The sequence below is a fragment of the Brevibacillus sedimenti genome (assembly GCF_020923495.1).
In the GTDB taxonomy this organism is placed as follows: domain Bacteria; phylum Bacillota; class Bacilli; order Brevibacillales; family Brevibacillaceae; genus Brevibacillus; species Brevibacillus aydinogluensis.
On record NZ_CP064048.1, the window covers coordinates 2,807,233 to 2,825,632 of the forward strand.

The following is an 18,400-nucleotide window of genomic DNA, read 5'->3' on the forward strand; positions in this document are numbered from 1 at the left end:
GAGGTGTTCACAGTGGATTTTGATTTGACACCTGTTTTTCAGATCGGGGCGGTTGGGTTTATCACGGCCATTCTGCACACGGTGCTGAAGCAGGCGGGCAAGGAAGACATCGCGCACTGGGCGACGCTGGTGGGGTTCATCATCGTGCTGTACATGGTGGCTCACTTTATTGGCGACCTGTTTTCCGAGGTAAAACGCGTCTTCCTGTTCAACTGAGGAGGGAAGGCAGAATGGAAATCGTGCAGATCGTCGGGCTGGGACTGGTGGCTACGATTCTCGCGCTGGTCATCAAGGAGCAGAAGCCGATGTTCGCCTTTCTTCTGGCGCTTGCCAGCGGAGTGTTCATCTTCTACTTTCTCATCGGCAAGATCGCCGAAGTGATCCGCATTCTCGAGAAATTGGCCGTGCAGGCTGATCTGAATCTCGTCTTTCTGGAAACGATCCTCAAAATCATCGGAATTGCCTACATTGCCGAATTTGGCGCTCAAATGACGCGGGATGCAGGCCAGGGAGCAATCGCTTCCAAAATTGAGCTGGCGGGCAAGGTGCTGATTCTGGTCATGGCCGTTCCGATCATTCAAATCATCATCGAAACCGTGATTAACCTATTGCCGGCGTAAGGGAGAGGAGGGATGCAGATGCGTGTGGCGCGTGCAGGCTTGTCGGTCATCCTGCTGATTCTGCTGGTGGTGCTGCCGGCCGTCACCGTATCGGCTTCACCCGCTCCCGCCGCCCAGACCATCGACGAATTGGTCAAGGATCAAGCGGACGGCCTCGAGTTGGATCGTGTGGAGCAGTTTTGGCGGCAGCTCCAGCGCGAGTACAAGGGCTACCTGCCCGACGTGAAAGCACCTGGCTTCATCCAATTGCTGATGCAGCAAGGGGAGCTCAGCATCACGGGGTTTCTCAAGGGCATGGCCAAATTCTTCCTTCACGAGATTTTGATGAACGGCAAACTGCTCAGCTCGATCATCATCATCACCGTGTTTGCGATGATCCTGGAAACGATGCAAAACGCGTTTGAACGGAACACGGTCACCATCGTCGCCTACTCCATTGCCTATCTGGTGCTGATGGTGCTGGCAATCAACAGCTTTCACGTGGCCATCACCTACGCCAAGGACGCGATCAACAACATGTCCGACTTCATGCTGGCGATGATTCCCCTGGTGATAGCCCTGCTCGCCTCCGTGGGCAACCTGGCGTCGGCGACGATGTTTCATCCGCTGATTATCTTCATGATCAACACCAGCGGGCTGTTCATTTCCGCGATCATTTTCCCGCTGCTGTTTCTGTCCGCCATGCTGTCCATCGCCAGCCTGTTTTCGGAGCGGTACCAGGTGACACAGTTGGCGACGCTGCTGCGAAATATTGCGATGGGAGCGCTGGGCTCGTTTCTGACGATGTTCCTCGCCGTCATCTCCATCCAGGGGGCGACCTCGGCGGTGGCGGACGGGGTGACGCTGCGGACGGCCAAATACCTCACGGGCAACTTCATCCCCATCGTGGGACGGATGTTTTCCGACGCCGCCGACACCGTGCTGAATGCGTCGCTCCTGGTAAAAAACGCAGTCGGTCTGGCGGGCGTGCTGATCCTCGTCATCCTGTGCGCGTTTCCGGCCATCAAAATCCTGGTGCTGGCCCTGATCTACAATCTCTCGTCGGCGGTGCTGCAGCCGCTTGGCAACAGCCCGATCATCAGTGCGCTCGGGACGATCGGCAAAAGCCTCGTGTTCGTCTTTGCCGCGCTGGCAACGGTGGGTCTGATGTTTTTTCTCGCCATTACCATCATCATCGCGGCCGGCAACATCTCCATGATGGTTCGGTAGGTGAAGCGAATGACATGGCTGACCTTGTGGCTGAAAAAAATCATCCTGCTGGTGCTGCTCGCCGCCTTTCTCGATCTGATCCTGCCCAATACCAGTCTGCAGCGGTACGTCAAAATGGTCATGGGTTTGATTCTCTTGCTGACGATCATTTCGCCTGTTTTTTCCCTGTTCAATCTCTCGCAGGAAGAACTGGCGCTCCAGATTGACCGCTATCAGGCAGAGCTGGACCGCCCCGCCGATGCCGAGTGGAAGCGCATCGCAGAAAAGCTGGCGGGCGCGCGTGACAAGCAGGTGCGGGCGTACGTGCAGAAGCAGGTGGAGGAAGCGGTCCGCGCCCGCGTAAAAGAGGCGTACGGACTGGAGCTGAGCGGCGTGAACGTAACCCTGGAGCAAAGCGCCCAACAGCCGGAGCTGCGCCGCATCGAACTGATCGTGGGAGAGGAGAGGGAGCGGTCTTCCGGGGAGATCAAGCCGATTGAGCCGATTCAGCCGGTGCACATCGATCTGAGCAGGCCGCCGTCCTCTGTTGACCCGGCGGAAGTGCCGAAGGCGGAGCAGCAAGACAATCCCCTGTACAGGCGGATTGCCCGCGACGTCGCCCAGCAGTGGGGATTGACGGAGGAGCAGGTGGTCGTCCTGTCGCGGCCGGCCGGGTGAACAGCGCTGAAGAAGGAATCATATGAGCGAGGTGAAGGACGTGTTTGCCAAGCTGAAAAAACTGTGGGAGGGGGATGGCGGCGACAAAAAGCTGAGGCCGATCCATTACTTCATCGTCATCATGGGCATCGGCATGGCGGTGATGATTTTGACCGACTTCCTGAAAGTGGAGCGGGATCAGCCGCTCAGCTTCGGAGTCGAGGGCAGCAATCCGACCGGCCCGCCGGACGGTGAAGCGAGCGTGCCGGCCATTGGAGGATCGTCCGCTCCCGACATCATCGCTGAATACGAGAACATGTACGAGACGCAGCTGCGGGAAATCCTCGGCAATGTAATCGGAGTCGGCAGCGTCGAAGTCATGGTAAACCTGGATTCCACCCCGGAGCTGGTCGTGGAGAAAAACCGCAACACGCGTTCTTCCACCAATCAGGAGACGGACAAGGATCGGGCTACCCGCAATCAGAGCGAACAGTCGCGCGACGAGCAGGTGGTCGTAATCAGCGGGAAGCAGGATCAGCCGGTAGTGATTAAGACGTTGAAACCCCGGGTGAGGGGCGTGCTGGTCGTCGCCAAGGGAGCCGACAATATTCAGGTCAAGGCGTGGATCACCGAGGCCGTCCAAAAAGTGCTGGACGTCCCCGCTTACAAGATATCCATTTTGCCCAAAAAGGGTTAGGAGGAATGGCAGATGATGCTCAGAAAACAGACAGTATGGTTGTTGACGATGCTGGCGGTGATGGTTGTCCTGTCCGGCTACTACCTGGTGAAGGGGCCGCAGGAGCAGATGCCGGCGTTAGGCCAGGAGCAGCAGGACCAACTGGATGGTGTGATCGTGGAAACCAAGCAAACGGACAAACCGGCGCCGGACGCCAAACCTGTGGAAGGGAAAGCCGAGGCAAACGCAGATTCGTCCCAAACGCCAGCCGCTGCGCCGGATGACGCGAAGCAGGCTGCCGACAAGCAGGAGGAAGACAGCGCGCTGATGACGGTGGGTGAGTCGGCGGCCGAGATCTTCCAAGGCTACAAGATGAAACGGGAAGCGCAGACCCAGCAGCAAAAAGACGAGCAGCTGGCAATCATGAGCAGCGCCGATGCCACGCCGCAGGCGGTCGCCGAAGCAAAAGCGAAGTACGACGAGCTGTCCAAGCTCGAATCAGCCACGATGGGGCTGGAAGAGATGCTGAAGGCGAGCGGCTACAAAGACGCGGTCGTGTTCGTGCAGGACGGCAAGGTGACGGTAATCGTCCAAAAAGACAAACTGAATGCCGATGAAGTCGTGGACATCATCGCCCAAGTGAAACAGCACCTGAACGTCTCCGCCAGCAACGTGACCGTCAGGTTCCAGGCTTCGTAGGCGTGCGGGGTGATTCATCCTCCCATTCGCGTTTTAGACCATACTCGCGTTTTTGGCCATACTAAAGTGCGGCTGAATCGGGTATGCTTGTAAGGATTTTCCCTCTTCTCCAGCGAGAGCAGAGGGGAAATCCTTTCTTGACGTTGGGGATGGAGACAGGCTACCATGGTTTTATGACCTGATCCTACATACTCTTGTAAACTCCCTGGACATCCATTGAAACAAAGGAGTGCGTACGCGTGTTAAAAATTCATGAAATCCGCGAAATCATTAAGTTGATCGATCAATCTTCCATTAATGAATTTGAACTGGAAATGAACGGGACGAAAGTGACTCTGAAAAAATCGGTAGAAGCCGAGACGGTCGTACTTCCGCAGCCGGTCGTGCAGGCGGCACCCGCTGCTGTTCCGGCGGCTCAGGTGACGGCAGTGGAAGCGCCGGCAGCCCCCGCGCCTGCGGAAGCAGCAAAACCGGCGGCACCGGCACAGGAAGAAGCCAACCTGCACAAGATCGTGTCGCCAATGGTCGGCACCTTCTACCGCGCTCCCGAGCCGGGCAAACCGCCGTACGTGCAGCCGGGTGACAAGGTCACGCCGGACAAGGTGGTCTGCATCGTAGAGGCGATGAAATTGTTCAACGAAATCACGGCGGAAGTGACCGGGGAAATCGTGAAGGTGCTGGTCGAAGACGGCCAGCTGGTGGAATTCGGTCAACCGCTGTTCCTGGTAAAGCCTGAATAAAGTGGAGGAGAGCGGAATGTTCCAGAAAGTGTTGATTGCCAACCGCGGCGAGATTGCCGTACGGGTCATCCGCGCCTGCCGCGAGTTGGGCATTCGGACGGTCGCGGTCTACTCCGAAGCAGACCGTGACGCGCTTCACGTCAAGATGGCGGATGAAGCGTACTGCATCGGGCCGACGGCGTCCAAAGACAGTTACCTCAACATTGCCAACATCATGAGCGTGGCGACCAAGGTGGGGGCCGACGCGATTCATCCGGGGTATGGCTTTTTGGCCGAAAACGCCGACTTTGCCGAAATCTGTGCCGCCTGCAACATCACGTTTATCGGGCCGGACCCGGAAGCGATCGTAAAGATGGGGGACAAGTCCACCGCCAAGGAGACGATGAAAGCGGCGGGCGTGCCCACAGTGCCCGGTACGGACGGTCTGATCGAAGATATTGACGACGCCATCCGTACTGCAAATGAGATCGGCTATCCGGTCATGGTCAAGGCGACAGCGGGCGGTGGCGGCCGTGGCATGCGCGTCGCCGTCAACGACGAGGATTTGGAAAAAGCAATCCGCCAGGCGCAAAGCGAAGCGAAAACGGCGTTTGGCAATCCGGGGGTCTACCTGGAGAAGTTCGTGGAAGGCCCGCGCCACGTGGAAATTCAGATCATGGCCGACAAGTACGGCAACGTCGTCTACCTGGGCGAGCGCGACTGTTCCATCCAGCGGCGTCATCAGAAGCTGATCGAAGAAGCGCCGTCCCCCGCTCTCAGCGAGGAACTGCGCAAGCAGATGGGGGAAGCCGCCGTCGCAGCCGCCAAGGCGGTCAACTATCACGGTGCCGGCACAGTCGAGTTTTTGGTGGACAAATACGGACAATTTTACTTCATGGAGATGAACACGCGCATCCAGGTGGAGCATCCGGTCACGGAGCTGGTCACCGGCATCGACCTGATCAAGGAGCAGATTCTGGTTGCAGCCGGCCAACCGCTGTCGTTCTCCCAGGACGACGTCAAGCTGAACGGATGGGCGATCGAGTGCCGTATCAATGCGGAGAATCCAGCCAAAAACTTCATGCCGTCGCCGGGACGCATCAACAACTACCTGGCGCCCGGCGGTTTTGGCGTGCGGGTGGACAGCGCCGCCTACGCCGGTTACACCATCCCGCCGTATTACGATTCGATGATCGCCAAGCTGATTGTTTGGGGCAAGGACAGACAGGAGGCGATCGAGCGGATGAAGCGGGCGCTCGGAGAATTCGTCGTCGACGGGATCACCACCACCATCCCGTTCCACTTGAAGGTGATGGATCACGAGGTGTTCATCAGCGGAGAGTTTGACACCAAATTCCTGGACACCTATGACCTTCAGCTGGACGAAGCCTGATCTTGCCTTGATTTGTAAAAAGAGTGGGTGCTTGCTATAATGGAGTATAAAACCGCAGGGAGGTGCGAAGCATGGAAGAGTTTACTCCGGATTTAGAGAGAACAGAGCTTGGCAAAGTCCAGATCGCTCCCGAAGTCTTGGAAGTCATCGCCGGCATGGCCGCCTCGGAAGTGGAAGGCGTGGCCCATATGAGCGGCGGTTTCGTAGGCGAGATTGCCGAACGGCTCGGCCGTAAAAATATTGCTCGCGGCGTTCGCGTCGAAGTGGGATCGCGCGAAGCGGCAGTTGATGTATCGATCATTGTGAAATACGGACACCGCATCCCGGATGTCGCTCGGAATATTCAAGATAATGTGCGCAACGCGATCGAGAGCATGACAGGGCTGTCGGTTGTGGAAGTAAACGTACATATCGTCGATGTAGAGCTGAAGAGCGAAGAAAAAGCCCCGGCCGCCGTAGAAGAGTACCAGCGGGTTCGCTAGACGGCAGCGGAACCAATGCCCCCTGCTAGCCAGGGGGCATTTTCCTCATCATTGCCGGGATGGCCTCCTGTTCAAACAAGGCGAAAGGAAGATGTGTGTGAATTTGTTTGACCGCTTTATCTTGACGCTGTACAGCTTTGCCCTGATTGTGCTGTCCTGCGTTGCCATCGGGGCGACCAGCGGCCTGATCCCCGCTGCCTATCTGCGCCCCTATGTGGAGCAAATGCTGACCGGCAGCCATTCTGCGTATCTGATCGTCGCCATAATCTTTCTGATTGTCAGCCTGCGTTTCTTTTTCAGTTCGTTTCGCTCCCGCCAACCGAAAAGGGAACGGGGCATCCGGCAGCGCAGTGAGTTGGGGGAAGTGAACATTACCCTGCAGACGATCCAGACGATCGCCGAGCGGGCGGCGCGGCGCGTGAAAGGCGTTCGCGATCTGAAAACGGTAGTCAGGGCGCACGAGAGCGGCAACATGATCCTGCTGCGCGTCTCTGTGGACGGGGAAACCCCGCTGCCGGATTTGACCCAGCAGCTGCAGACCGTTGTCAAGGAGCAGGTGGAAGGCATCGCCGGCGTCATGATTTCCGAAGTGGCTGTCGTCGTCACCGAAGTGGCACAGTCTGAGATTTACGCGGCCCGCAGGCGGGTGGAATAGAGGGTGAACGGCATGTTATGGGAGTTGTTGTGGGAGCACAAGGGGAAACTACTGGGTGTGGCGGCCGGTCTTTTTTTCGGCATCATCTACCTTTTCGTCGGTTTTTGGGATACACTGGTGATTGTCGTGTTTGTCGGCACAGGGTATTACATCGGCCGCAAGCTGGACCACAAGGAAGATTTGCGGGAAATCCTGGACCGCATCCTGCCCGGCAAGTTTCGGTGATGGTCGGACCATCGTTTGCAACGGATTTTTGAGTAGAAGGTGAACGCAATGAAACGTAGAACAGCACGAGAAAAAGCAGTCCAATGCCTGTTCCAGATCGACATGGCTGACGTGCAGGTGGAAGACGCACTGAACCTCGTCATGGAAGACAGCGAGGAAGATCCGTCGTACCTGCGTTATCTGGTGGAAGGCACGTTAAAGCACCAGCAAGAGGTAGACGCGGAAATTCGCAAATTCCTGCGCGGCTGGCAGTTGGAGCGCATTGCCAACGTGGATCGGGCCATTCTCCGCCTGGCATTTTTTGAAATCATGTACGAACCGGACGTGCCGGACAGAGTCGTGATGAACGAAGCGATCGAGATCGCCAAATTGTTTAGTGACGAGCAGTCGCACCGTTACATCAACGGCGTGTTGTCCAGCTTTTTGCAGTCGCGCCAGACCGCCCAGGCGTAAAACAAGCAGGTGAGACAGCATGACGAAGGTATTGTTGGGAATTGATACGAGCAACTACCGGACATCGCTGTGCTTGGCAGAGGAAGACGGCCGGATTGTGGCAGAAGCAAAGCGCCTTCTCAAGGTGAAGGAAGGAAAGCGCGGCCTGCAGCAATCAGAAGCCGTCTTTCAGCATGTGATGAACCTGCCGGAGTTGAGCGAGCAATTGAAGTGGAACGACTACGAAATCGTTGCGGTATGTGCCAGCGAAAAGCCGCGTCCCGTGGAGGGATCGTACATGCCTGTGTTCAAGGTGGGGGAAGGGCTGGCGAAGTCTCTGGCCGCCTACCTGCGGGTACCCTGCCTGTTGACGACCCACCAGGAAGGGCATATCGCGGCAGGAGAGTTCACCGCGGAAAAACGGCCTCAGGGCGACAGCTTTCTCGCCGTTCACCTGTCCGGCGGGACGAGCGAGCTGTTGAAGTGCGAACGGGAGGCGGCCGGATACCGCATTGAGAAGATAGGCGGAACGATCGACCTCCACGCCGGGCAGTTGGTGGACCGGATCGGGGTGGCGCTGGGACTGCCGTTTCCGGCGGGTCCCTTCCTGGAAAAAATGGCATGTGAAGCCAAAGGGGAGTTTCGCGTGGCGTCCGCAGTAGACGGCATGTCGTTCAGTTTCTCCGGACCGGAGGCGTCGCTGCTGCGGGCAGTGGAAAGCGGGACCATAGATCCGGCGGACATTGCGAGGGCGACAGAACAGTGTATCGCCAATACGCTGGAAAAGGCACTGCGCCATGCTGTCGAAGCGGGGCTGCCGCGGGAGATTCTCATCGTCGGGGGAGTCGCCGCCAACCGGTACATCCGCGAGCGTCTGATCAGACGGCTGGAGCACCCGGCCGTCAAGGCCAGTCTCTATTTTTGCGACCCGGAGTACTCCGGGGACAATGCATACGGCGTGGCAATGCTGGGATGGATGAAGTTGAAAGGCGAACGTTAAGAGGATATGAACTTTTTAAAATTCGCCTTTACATAAACTCCTTGAGTCGCTACACTAAGGGTAGCGAACTTGATGAAGGAGGTTTCTTCTCCATGGCAGCGACCATTTTGTACGGGAAGGACATTGCACAGGACATTCGCGCAGAATTGGCGAATGATGTGGAAGAATTGAAAAAACAGGGCGTGGAACCAGGATTGACGGTGATTTTGGTGGGGGATGACCCTGCCTCCCACTCCTACGTTCGCGGCAAGGAGCGGGGGTGTCAAGAGGTGGGCATCCGCTCGGAGGTCATTTACAAAGACGCTTCCATCAGCGAAGCGGAACTGTTGGACTTGATTCATCAATTGAATGAAAATCCGAACGTTCACGGCATATTGGTGCAGTTGCCGCTGCCGCCGCACATCTCCGAGAAAGCGGTGATCGAAGCCATCGCGCCGACAAAGGATGTGGACGGCTTCCATCCCCTCAACGTCGGCAACATGATGATCGGATATGACACACTGCTTCCCTGCACGCCGCACGGCATCGTGGAATTGATCAAGCGGACGGGAACGCCCATTGCAGGCAAGCACGCGGTCGTGATCGGCCGCAGCAACATCGTGGGCAAGCCGGTCTCCTTCCTGCTGCAGCAGGAAAACGCCACGGTGACCATGTGCCACTCCCGCACGGTGGACCTGGCCGCGTATACTCGGCAGGCAGATATTCTCGTCGTGGCGGCAGGCAAGCCTCATTTGATCGGGCGGGAACACGTCAAACCGGGCGCTGTGGTGATTGACGTCGGCGTCAACCGGATTGAGACCGGCAAGCTGGTCGGGGATGTCAAGTTTGAGGAGGTGCGGGAGGTAGCCGGCTATCTCACGCCCGTCCCCGGTGGTGTCGGCCCGATGACGATTACCATGCTGCTGAAAAACACCGTCGCCGCTGCCAGAAAACAAACCGCCCGATAAGGGAGGGAGCGCATGGACACGCGACATGTATATACGGTCAGCGACTTGAATCGCTGCATCAAGCAGGTGCTGGAACGGGAACAGCACCTGCAGGACGTCTGGGTGCGGGGGGAAGTGTCCAATTTTACCCACCACACCAGCGGCCACATGTACTTGACATTGAAAGACAGCCAGTCCCGCATGAAAGTGGTCATGTTCGCCAGCTACAACCGCTTTTTGCGCTTTTTGCCCAAAGATGGAACCAAGGTGATTGTCCGTGGTTCCATCTCTGCCTATGAGCGGGACGGCGTCTATCAACTGTACGCCAGGGAGATGCAGCCGGACGGGCTGGGCTCTCTCTATTTGGCGTTTGAACAGTTGAAGGCGAAGCTGGCTGCGGAAGGCTTGTTTGCCCAGGAACGGAAGCGGCCGCTTCCGCGCTTTCCCAAGCGCGTTGGCGTGGTTACATCGCCGACAGGTGCGGCCATCCGCGACATCTGCACCACCATTAGACGGCGCTACCCGCAGGCGGAGATCGTCCTGTCCCCGGCGATCGTCCAGGGGGCGGAAGCTCCGGCGTCGATCGTGGCGGCGATCCACATCATCAATCAGCAGCCTGACATCGACGTGCTGATCGTCGGCAGGGGCGGCGGCTCGATCGAAGAGCTGTGGGCCTTCAACGACGAGCAGGTGGCGCGGGCGATCGCCGCATCCCGGATTCCGGTCATCTCCGCCGTGGGACACGAGACTGACGTGACCATCGCCGATTTTGTCGCAGACGTGAGGGCGGCCACTCCGACAGCGGCTGCCGAACTGGCCGTGCCGCATTACCTGGAGTGGGTGGAACGAGTCAAGCAGCTGGACGCGCGAATGCACAGGGCGCTGCGCGGACAGATGGCTTCTGAACGGAAACGACTGGAAACCCTGATGCAATCCTACGCCATGCGCCGGCCCAAGCGGCGGGTGGAAGAAGCGCAGCAGCGCCTGGATGACGTGCAGAGCCGCATGCGTCAGGCGATGAAGCAGTTGGTGAGCCGTCGCACGGAGCGGTATGAACTGGTGGCTGCCCAGTTGAAACGGTTCCGGCCGACGGAAGCGGTCGCGGAGCGCAGGCGGGCCGTCAGCGCGCATCGGTCTCGCCTGGATGAGCTGGTCCGGCAGCGGGTGAATGAGGTGCGAATGGCATTTGCCGCTCGGATCGGTCAACTGGATGCGCTAAGCCCGTTGAAAGTGATGCAGCGCGGCTTTTCCCTGGTATATGCCAACGGGCGGTTGATCAAGTCAGTCGACCAGTTTGCCCCCGGAGACACTCTCATGGTACGATTAAGTGATGGCAGTGCTCAGGCACGCGTGGAACAGATTTACCGGGAGGAGAAGCGTAATGGCGCGGAAGAAGACGGATCAAGAGACTGACATGCAGTTTGAAGAGGCGATGAAGCGGCTGGAGGAAGTCGTCCACCGTCTGGAAGAGGGGGATATCGCGCTGGAGGAGGCGATCAGCCTCTATCAGGAAGGCGTGAAGCTGTCCCGCATCTGCAGTCAAAAGCTGGATGCAATCGAAGCGAAAATCACCCAGTTGGTGGAGGAAGACGGCCAATGGAAGCAAAAGCCGTTCCACGTGGAGGGCGAAGCGCAATGACCGACGCTTTCGCTTCCTACCTGACTGAAAAGACGGCATTGATCGAAGAACACCTGCTTCCCGGTCTGGAACGGGACGGCGTGCCGCATACACTGTACGAATCGATGAAATATTCCTTGATGGCGGGCGGCAAACGGCTGCGTCCGATGCTGGTGCTGGCGGTACTGGAAGCGCTGGACAAGCCGCTGAAGCGGGGGATTCCCTTCGCCGTCGCGCTGGAAATGATTCATACCTATTCGCTGATTCACGACGACCTGCCGGCGATGGACGACGATGACCTTCGCCGCGGCAAACCGACCAATCACAAGGTGTTCGGGGAAGCGACCGCGATTCTGGCCGGGGATGCGCTGCTGACGCGTGCGTTTGGCTACATCGCCGAGGCGTACATGGACGATCCGGAGGTAAAGCCGGAGACGACCGTCCGGCTGATTGCCGAACTGGGAAAGCGGGCCGGTTCCGCCGGGATGGTCGGCGGGCAGATGGCAGACATCGAAGGGGAAGGCAAACGCCTCAACCTGGAAGAATTGGAGTACATCCACCGGCACAAAACCGGCGACCTGCTGATTGCCGCGCTGCGCGGCGGCGGGTGGTTGGCCGAGGCGACGCCGGCGCAGATGGACGCGCTGACCCGCTATGGGCTCTGTATCGGACTGGCGTTTCAAATCCAGGATGACATCCTCAACGTGGAAGGGGATGAAGCCCAACTGGGCAAGGCGGTGGGCAGCGACGCCGACCGGCAGAAGGCCACCTATCCTGCGCTGCTCGGACTGGAGGCGTCCAAAGAGCGGCTCGTCCAGCTGATCGCGGAGGCAAAAGCCGCGCTTGCCGAAGCGGGGTTGGAACATTCGGCCTTGGCCCCGCTGGCCGATTACGTGATGAACCGGACAAAGTAAACGGGTCAGGTATTCACGCCCGGTTCTTTTGAACCACATTTATCGACAAATGCTGGCTATCCGCAGGGAAAGCCGGCTTTTTATTTTTCTCCCCGGAGCGGACAGTCCGGGTGATTACGGCAGCATGGCGGGCCTCTGGCAGATGAAAGTGGTCTTTTCGCCAAGAAACCGTTATAATGAAGCAAGCTGAACGCAGCGGATGTTTGCGTTATCATTTATGGATTGCAGCATGCCAATTGACGGAGAACGACTGGAAAGTGAGGAATCAAAATGCTGCTGACGACAGTCAACAATCCTCAGGATTTGAAAACGTGTTCGCTGCCCCAGCTGTACATGCTGGCCAGTGAAATTCGCCAGTTTCTAGTGGAAACCTTGTCCAAAACGGGCGGACACCTCGCTCCCAACCTGGGTGTGGTGGAACTGACGCTCGCATTGCACTACGTGTTCAACAGTCCGGAAGACAAATTGATCTGGGACGTAGGTCACCAAGCCTATGTACATAAAATCCTCACCGGCCGCCGCGAACTGTTTCCGACACTGCGCCAGTACAAGGGGTTGTGCGGCTTTCCCAAGATGAGCGAAAGCCCGCATGACGTCTGGGAAACGGGACACAGCAGTACGTCCCTGTCCGCGGCGATGGGCATGGCTACCGCGCGGGATCTGAAAAAGGAAAAGCACCATGTCGTGGCGATCATCGGGGACGGCGCCCTGACCGGGGGAATGGCGTTTGAAGCGCTGAATCACATCGGTCACGAGAAGAAAAACGTGATCGTGGTCCTGAACGACAACGAGATGTCGATCGCCCCCAACGTCGGCGCGCTGCACAATTACCTGGGCAAGCTGCGTTCTGCCGAAAACTACCGGAACGCCAAAAAAGAGCTGGAGCACCTGCTGAAATCGATACCCGCCGTGGGCGGCAGACTGGCCCATCTGGCGGAGCGGTTCAAGGACAGCTTGAAGTATTTGCTGGTCTCCGGCGTGCTATTCGAAGAGCTGGGCTTCACCTACATCGGCCCCATCGACGGCCACAACCTGGAACTGCTGCTCGACTCGCTGAAGACAGCCAAGCAGACCAGAGGGCCGGTACTGATTCACGCCATTACCAAAAAAGGAAAGGGCTACGCCCCCGCCGAAGCCGATTCGGTCAAATGGCACGGCATCGGAACGTACAAGATCGAGTCAGGTCATACGCCGAAGTCTGCTCCGACGTACACGTCCGTCTTTGCGGACACGATGATCCAGCTCGCCGAAGCGGATGAACGGATTGTCGCCGTGACTCCGGCCATGCCGGCTGGTTCCGGGCTGCTCAAGTTTGGTGAGCGATTTCCGGATCGCCTGTTTGACGTAGGCATCGCCGAACAGCACGCCTGTACCTTTGCCGCCGGCCTGGCGACGCAGGGGCTGAAACCGGTGTATGCGGTCTACTCCACCTTTTTGCAGCGTGCGTACGACCAGTTGATTCACGATGTGGCGCGCCAAAAGCTGAACGTCATCTTCGCCGTCGACCGGGCCGGCCTGGTCGGAGCAGACGGGGAGACACACCAGGGCATGTACGACATCGCGTTCATGCGGACGATCCCCAACATGGTGATCATGGCGCCAAAGGACGAGAACGAACTGCGCCACATGATGAAAACGGCGGTGGCCTACGAAGACGGCCCCATCTCGTTCCGCTACCCGCGTCTGGCCATTCGCGGCGTAAAAATGGACGAGGAGCTGCAGGTCCTGCCGATCGGCAAAGCGGAAGTGGTGCGTGAGGGGAAAAACGTCGCCATCCTGTCGTTTGGCCACGTCTTCGAACTGGCGGAGGCAGCGGTGGAGCAGCTTGACAGCGAAGGCATCCAACCGATGCTGGTCAACGCCCGCTTCTGCAAGCCGCTGGATGAGGAGCTGCTGTTCCGCCTGGCGCGGGAAGGCTACGACATCGTCACCGTCGAAGAGGGAGCGGCGATGGGCGGTTTTGGCAGCGCCGTTCTCGAATGTCTGGCGGCGGCCGGGTTTCATCAGGTGCGCGTGGAAGTGGTGGCGGTGCCCGACTACTTTGTGGAACACGGCAGCGTGAAGGAACAGCGCGAGGAAGTGGGGCTGACGGCAGACGCCATCGCTGCCCGCGTGCGCGCCCTGCTGCCCATGACAAGGGGCGTTGTGGAAGCATGAAAAAAGAACGGGTAGACGTGCTCCTCGTCGAACGAGGGTTTTTTGAAACAAGGGAAAAGGCCAAGGCCGCCGTGATGGCCGGATTGGTCCTGGTGGGCGGCGAGCGCTGCGACAAGCCGGGGACCAAAATTCCTGAAGACACGCCGATCACCGTAAAGGGAGAGGTGCATCCCTACGTCAGCCGCGGCGGGTTGAAGCTGGAAAAAGCGCTGCGCGTGTTCGGGATTGATCTGAACGGCAGAGTGATGATGGACATTGGCGCGTCGACGGGCGGCTTTACCGACTGTGCGCTGCAGCACGGCGCGCGCCGTGTGTACGCGATTGACGTCGGGTACGGACAGCTTGCCTGGAGCCTGCGGCAGGACGAGCGTGTCGTAGTGATGGAGCGAACCAATTTTCGCCACATGGACCCGGATGCATTTGACGATGAGAGGCCGGACGCCGCCTCGATCGACGTTTCCTTCATCTCGCTGAAGCTGATCCTGCCCGTTTTGTACCGCTTTCTGGAACCGGGCGGGGATGTGGTTGCCCTCGTGAAGCCACAGTTTGAAGCGGGCAAGGAAAACGTCGGCAAAAACGGCATCGTCCGCGATCCGGATATTCATGAAGCGGTGCTGGTTGATATCGGCCAGTTCGCTGTCAACACCGGGTTCTCTCTGCATGGATTGGATTACTCTCCCATCACTGGAGGCGAGGGGAACATCGAGTTTCTCCTGCACGCGCGAAAAAGCGAGGGCGGCCTGACTCCGGACGCCTGGCTGAAGCACACGGCGGAAGTGGTCTCCGCGGCCCATCGCGAATTGAAGTGAAATGTGGGACAAAAAGCCTCGATCACGCAGAATCGAGGCTTTTTTTATATGCATGATAAGTTGTATACTTGTATAAGGATTTCCAACCAACGACGTTTGGGAGGGCCGTATGAAATCGATTGGTATCGTAGCAAACAAAGGGAAGCCGGAAGCCCGAATCGTGGCCAGAGAGTTGATGTACCTGCTGGAAGCGAGAGGGGCCCGCGTCCTGCTTGATGAACATATTGCCTCGGATGTCGGGCGGTCCGAGCTGGCAGCCTCGCTGGAAAAAATCGGCCGGGAAGCACAACTGCTGTGTGTCTTGGGCGGCGATGGGACGCTGCTTGGGATAGCCCGCCAGTTGGCCGGCCGCTCCTTGCCGATACTTGGCATCAATCTGGGGACGCTCGGCTTTTTGTCGGAAGCAGATCCGGACGATCTGCCTGTAGCCGTGGACAATCTGCTCTCCGGCAAGTACGACATCGAGGAGCGGACCATGCTGGAGGCGACGCTGGTGCGAAACGGGACGGCGCTGGCCAGCTACACCGCGATGAACGATATCGGCATCGCCAAAGGCTCGTTTTGCCGGATTATCCAATGCGCCGTGTACGTGGATGACGACTATGTGGCGACGTTCAGCGGCGACGGTGTGATCGTCTCCAGTCCGACCGGCTCGACCGCCTATTCCTTGTCGGCGGGAGGGCCAATCGTGGCACCCAACGTGGATATGCTGCTATTGACACCGGTGGCCCCACATTCGCTGACCGCCCGTCCGATGGTGCTGTCGGCCAATCAGATCATTCGCATCGAGGTGGATGCCATCCACCAGGAGATGGGACTGTCCATCGACGGCCAGTTTGGCTATCGGCTGGAAGGCGGCGACCAGATTTTTGTCAAGAAGTCCCCGCATGTCACGCCGCTGATCAAGTGGAAAACAGGCGGCTTTTTTGAAACGATACGCACGAAACTACAAGGTGAGTGGGAGTAATGGCAATGAACAAAGGACAACGACAGATTCGCATCAGGGAAATCATCAGCAATTACGAAGTGGAGACCCAGGACGAACTGGTGGACCGTCTGCGGGAAGCAGGGTTCAACGTGACCCAGGCCACCGTATCAAGGGATATCAAAGAGCTGCACCTGGTGAAAGTGCCGCTTCCGGACGGACGCTACAAGTATTCGATGCCTGTCGAGCAGAAGTTCAACCCGATCCAAAAACTGAAGCGGATGCTGGTGGACTCCTACGTGAGCATCGACTACGCCGACCACTTCATTGTGCTGAAAACATTGTCAGGCCACGCCAATGCTGTAGCCGAACTGATTGACAACCTGTCCTGGGAGGAGATCATGGGCACCATCAGCGGCGACAACACCATTCTCATCATCTGCCGCTCAAAGGAGAACTCCCGGGAAGTCACCCAGCGCTTCCTGGACATGTTGTAAAGGTGGTTGCACACGATGCTGTTGGAACTGTCCATTCGCAATTTTGCCATCATCAAATCGGTCACGATTTCCTTTCAACGCGGACTAAACATCCTCACGGGGGAGACCGGCGCAGGGAAGTCAATCATCATCGACGCGCTCGGCCTGCTTCTTGGCGGGCGAGCTTCCGCAGACTTTGTCCGTTACGGAGAGACGCGGGCTGAAGTGGAAGGGTTGTTTGAACTGCCCGCCGGCCACCCGGCGCTGGCCCTGTGCGAGAGCTTCGGCGTCGCTGTGGAGCAGGACGGCACGCTGGTCGTGCGCCGCGACATCTCCAGCCAGGGCAAAAGCATCATCCGCATCAACGGCCAGTTGGTCACCCTGGCAATGCTGCGGGAGCTGGGGCCGTGGCTGGTGACCGTGCACGGCCAGCACGACACCCACATGCTGATGCAGGCGGACAAGCACATCAACTGGCTGGACGCGTACGGCGAGGCGGAGTTGGGCCCAGCCAAAAAGGAGTACGCTCAGCTTTACGCCGCCTACAAAAAGACCAGACAGGACCTGGAGCGGATGGCTCGCAACGAGCGGGAACTGGTGCAGCGGATTGACCTGCTTCAATACCAGTTGAACGAGATCGAGGCGGCCGCCCTGACCCCGGGGGAAGACGAGAAACTGCTCAAACAGCGAAAAAAATGGATGAACATTGAAAAGGTGTACGCCGGCATACAGGACGCCTACCGCGCCCTCTACGGCGATCAGCGGGGACTTGATTGGCTCGGCCACGCGATGAGCGAGCTGGAGCGGATCGCGTCGTACGAAGAGCAGCTCGCGCCGATTGTGGAATCGGTTCAGAGCGCATACTATCAGATGGAAGACGTGGTGCAGCAGCTTCGCCAGCTCAGCGACCAGCTTGACTTCGAACCGGAGCAGTTGGCGGAAGTGGAGCAGCGGCTTGACCAGATCCAGAACCTGAAACGCAAGTACGGCAAAAACGTGGACGACATTCTGGAGTACGCCGCTGCGATCCAGGACGAGCTGGACGAGATGCAGCACTATGAGGATCGCCTGCAGCAGTTGGAGCACCGGCTGAGCGAACTGGCGGCCGATCTGGCCGTGGAAGCGCAGGAACTGTCCGTGATCCGCCGCGAATGCGCCGAACGGCTGGCGCGGGAGATTGAGCAGCAGTTAAAAGATCTGCACATGGAACGGGCCCGTTTCGCAATCGACGTCCGCCGGGTGCCGGATGAGGACGGGATTGAGCTGGAAGGTGCCAAATGGCGCGTCGATGCAAACGGCATTGATCAGGTGGAGTTTCTCATCTCCCCCAACCCGGGCGAGCCGCTTCGTCCGCTGGCCAAGATCGCGTCTGGCGGAGAACTGTCCCGGGTCATGCTGGCGATCAAGACGATCCTGGCCGGCACCGATCAGGTCCAGACGCTGATTTTCGACGAAGTGGATACCGGCGTGAGCGGCAGGGCGGCCCAGGCGATTGCGGAGAAACTGGCCCGCGTGGCACAGAAACGGCAGGTTCTTTGCATCACCCATCTGCCGCAGGTGGCATCGTTGGCTGACGCGCATTTCCTGATTCGCAAGGAAATGAGTGAGCACGAGACGATGACGGTGGTAGAGCGGCTCTCCGACGAAGAGCGCGTCAAGGAGTTGGCCCGGATGCTGGGCGGTGCCGAAGTCACGTCCAAAACCGAAGAACATGCCCGCGAAATGATTTTGCTGGGGCAACGACGAAAAGCTGTCAACGGCGTTTGACAGCTTTTTTTACGGGGCGGATGGCGCATTCCCGCGTGTGTGCGTGGGTGATTTTCCTGACA

22 protein-coding genes are annotated in these 18,400 nt (G+C 58.3%); all 22 read left to right on the top strand.

What is annotated here, in order from left to right; translation table 11 throughout:
- The first annotated feature begins 12 nt into the window (after window positions 1–12).
- The 22 genes from spoIIIAC (at window position 13) to recN (ending at window position 18,338) form a co-directional block, all read left to right on the top strand.
- The gene (gene spoIIIAC, locus IRT44_RS13765; protein WP_171565616.1) at window positions 13–216 is read left to right on the top strand and encodes a stage III sporulation protein AC; all 204 of its coding nucleotides are present in this window, start codon (window positions 13–15) and stop codon (window positions 214–216) included.
- A 14-nt stretch (window positions 217–230) separates the two neighbouring features.
- Window positions 231–620: a stage III sporulation protein AD gene (gene spoIIIAD / locus IRT44_RS13770; RefSeq protein ID WP_171565615.1), complete on the top strand. Its 390-nt coding sequence runs from the start codon at window positions 231–233 to the stop codon at window positions 618–620.
- Between the two features lie 18 nt (window positions 621–638).
- Window positions 639–1,829 carry a stage III sporulation protein AE gene (gene spoIIIAE, locus IRT44_RS13775; RefSeq protein ID WP_171565614.1) on the top strand — a complete coding sequence of 397 codons (1,191 nt, stop codon included), beginning with the start codon at window positions 639–641 and terminating at the stop codon, window positions 1,827–1,829.
- A gap of 9 nt (window positions 1,830–1,838) precedes the next feature.
- Window positions 1,839–2,486 carry a stage III sporulation protein AF gene (spoIIIAF, locus tag IRT44_RS13780; protein ID WP_171565705.1) on the top strand — a complete coding sequence of 216 codons (648 nt, stop codon included), beginning with the start codon at window positions 1,839–1,841 and terminating at the stop codon, window positions 2,484–2,486.
- A 22-nt stretch (window positions 2,487–2,508) separates the two neighbouring features.
- Entirely contained in the window at window positions 2,509–3,162 is a 654-nt protein-coding gene (gene spoIIIAG / locus IRT44_RS13785) for a stage III sporulation protein AG (protein WP_171565613.1), read from the top strand.
- A 12-nt stretch (window positions 3,163–3,174) separates the two neighbouring features.
- Entirely contained in the window at window positions 3,175–3,840 is a 666-nt protein-coding gene (locus IRT44_RS13790; protein ID WP_171565612.1) for a SpoIIIAH-like family protein, read from the top strand.
- A gap of 239 nt (window positions 3,841–4,079) precedes the next feature.
- The gene (gene accB / locus IRT44_RS13795; protein ID WP_230076849.1) at window positions 4,080–4,580 is read left to right on the top strand and encodes an acetyl-CoA carboxylase biotin carboxyl carrier protein; all 501 of its coding nucleotides are present in this window, start codon (window positions 4,080–4,082) and stop codon (window positions 4,578–4,580) included.
- 16 nt (window positions 4,581–4,596) lie between these two features.
- Window positions 4,597–5,952, top strand: coding sequence for an acetyl-CoA carboxylase biotin carboxylase subunit (gene accC, locus IRT44_RS13800; RefSeq protein WP_212132372.1), 1,356 nt, complete (start codon window positions 4,597–4,599; stop codon window positions 5,950–5,952).
- A gap of 71 nt (window positions 5,953–6,023) precedes the next feature.
- Window positions 6,024–6,434, top strand: a complete 411-nt coding sequence (locus tag IRT44_RS13805; RefSeq protein ID WP_029099468.1) for an Asp23/Gls24 family envelope stress response protein — start codon at window positions 6,024–6,026, stop codon at window positions 6,432–6,434.
- 97 nt (window positions 6,435–6,531) lie between these two features.
- Window positions 6,532–7,089, top strand: coding sequence for an alkaline shock response membrane anchor protein AmaP (gene amaP / locus IRT44_RS13810; protein ID WP_230076850.1), 558 nt, complete (start codon window positions 6,532–6,534; stop codon window positions 7,087–7,089).
- 12 nt (window positions 7,090–7,101) lie between these two features.
- A complete protein-coding gene (locus IRT44_RS13815; protein ID WP_171565704.1) occupies window positions 7,102–7,314 on the top strand; it encodes a DUF2273 domain-containing protein in 213 nt (70 codons plus the stop codon).
- A 48-nt stretch (window positions 7,315–7,362) separates the two neighbouring features.
- Window positions 7,363–7,767: a transcription antitermination factor NusB gene (nusB, locus tag IRT44_RS13820; RefSeq protein WP_171565608.1), complete on the top strand. Its 405-nt coding sequence runs from the start codon at window positions 7,363–7,365 to the stop codon at window positions 7,765–7,767.
- 19 nt (window positions 7,768–7,786) lie between these two features.
- Window positions 7,787–8,746: a tRNA (adenosine(37)-N6)-threonylcarbamoyltransferase complex transferase subunit TsaD gene (locus IRT44_RS13825; protein ID WP_171565607.1), complete on the top strand. Its 960-nt coding sequence runs from the start codon at window positions 7,787–7,789 to the stop codon at window positions 8,744–8,746.
- Between the two features lie 92 nt (window positions 8,747–8,838).
- Window positions 8,839–9,693 (top strand): bifunctional methylenetetrahydrofolate dehydrogenase/methenyltetrahydrofolate cyclohydrolase FolD, encoded by an 855-nt coding sequence (gene folD / locus IRT44_RS13830; RefSeq protein WP_230076851.1) that lies wholly within the window; start codon window positions 8,839–8,841, stop codon window positions 9,691–9,693.
- Window positions 9,694–9,705: 12 nt separating this feature from the next.
- On the top strand, window positions 9,706–11,085 hold the full coding sequence (gene xseA, locus IRT44_RS13835; RefSeq protein ID WP_171565605.1) for an exodeoxyribonuclease VII large subunit: 1,380 nt from the start codon (window positions 9,706–9,708) through the stop codon (window positions 11,083–11,085).
- Complete coding sequence (gene xseB, locus IRT44_RS13840; RefSeq protein WP_171565604.1) at window positions 11,054–11,311, top strand: exodeoxyribonuclease VII small subunit; 258 nt, start codon at window positions 11,054–11,056, stop codon at window positions 11,309–11,311. The genes xseA and xseB overlap by 32 nt, the downstream gene beginning before the upstream one ends.
- Window positions 11,308–12,204: a polyprenyl synthetase family protein gene (locus IRT44_RS13845; protein WP_171565603.1), complete on the top strand. Its 897-nt coding sequence runs from the start codon at window positions 11,308–11,310 to the stop codon at window positions 12,202–12,204. The genes xseB and IRT44_RS13845 overlap by 4 nt, the downstream gene beginning before the upstream one ends.
- 270 nt (window positions 12,205–12,474) lie before the next feature.
- A complete protein-coding gene (gene dxs / locus IRT44_RS13850) occupies window positions 12,475–14,361 on the top strand; it encodes a 1-deoxy-D-xylulose-5-phosphate synthase (protein ID WP_171565602.1) in 1,887 nt (628 codons plus the stop codon).
- Window positions 14,358–15,170, top strand: coding sequence for a TlyA family RNA methyltransferase (locus IRT44_RS13855; RefSeq protein WP_212132376.1), 813 nt, complete (start codon window positions 14,358–14,360; stop codon window positions 15,168–15,170). The genes dxs and IRT44_RS13855 overlap by 4 nt, the downstream gene beginning before the upstream one ends.
- Before the next feature lie 109 nt (window positions 15,171–15,279).
- Window positions 15,280–16,137 carry an NAD(+)/NADH kinase gene (locus IRT44_RS13860; protein WP_171565600.1) on the top strand — a complete coding sequence of 286 codons (858 nt, stop codon included), beginning with the start codon at window positions 15,280–15,282 and terminating at the stop codon, window positions 16,135–16,137.
- A 5-nt stretch (window positions 16,138–16,142) separates the two neighbouring features.
- Window positions 16,143–16,592, top strand: coding sequence for a transcriptional regulator AhrC/ArgR (gene ahrC / locus IRT44_RS13865; protein ID WP_171565599.1), 450 nt, complete (start codon window positions 16,143–16,145; stop codon window positions 16,590–16,592).
- A 15-nt stretch (window positions 16,593–16,607) separates the two neighbouring features.
- On the top strand, window positions 16,608–18,338 hold the full coding sequence (gene recN, locus IRT44_RS13870) for a DNA repair protein RecN (protein ID WP_212132377.1): 1,731 nt from the start codon (window positions 16,608–16,610) through the stop codon (window positions 18,336–18,338).
- The last annotated feature ends 62 nt before the right edge of the window (window positions 18,339–18,400 follow it).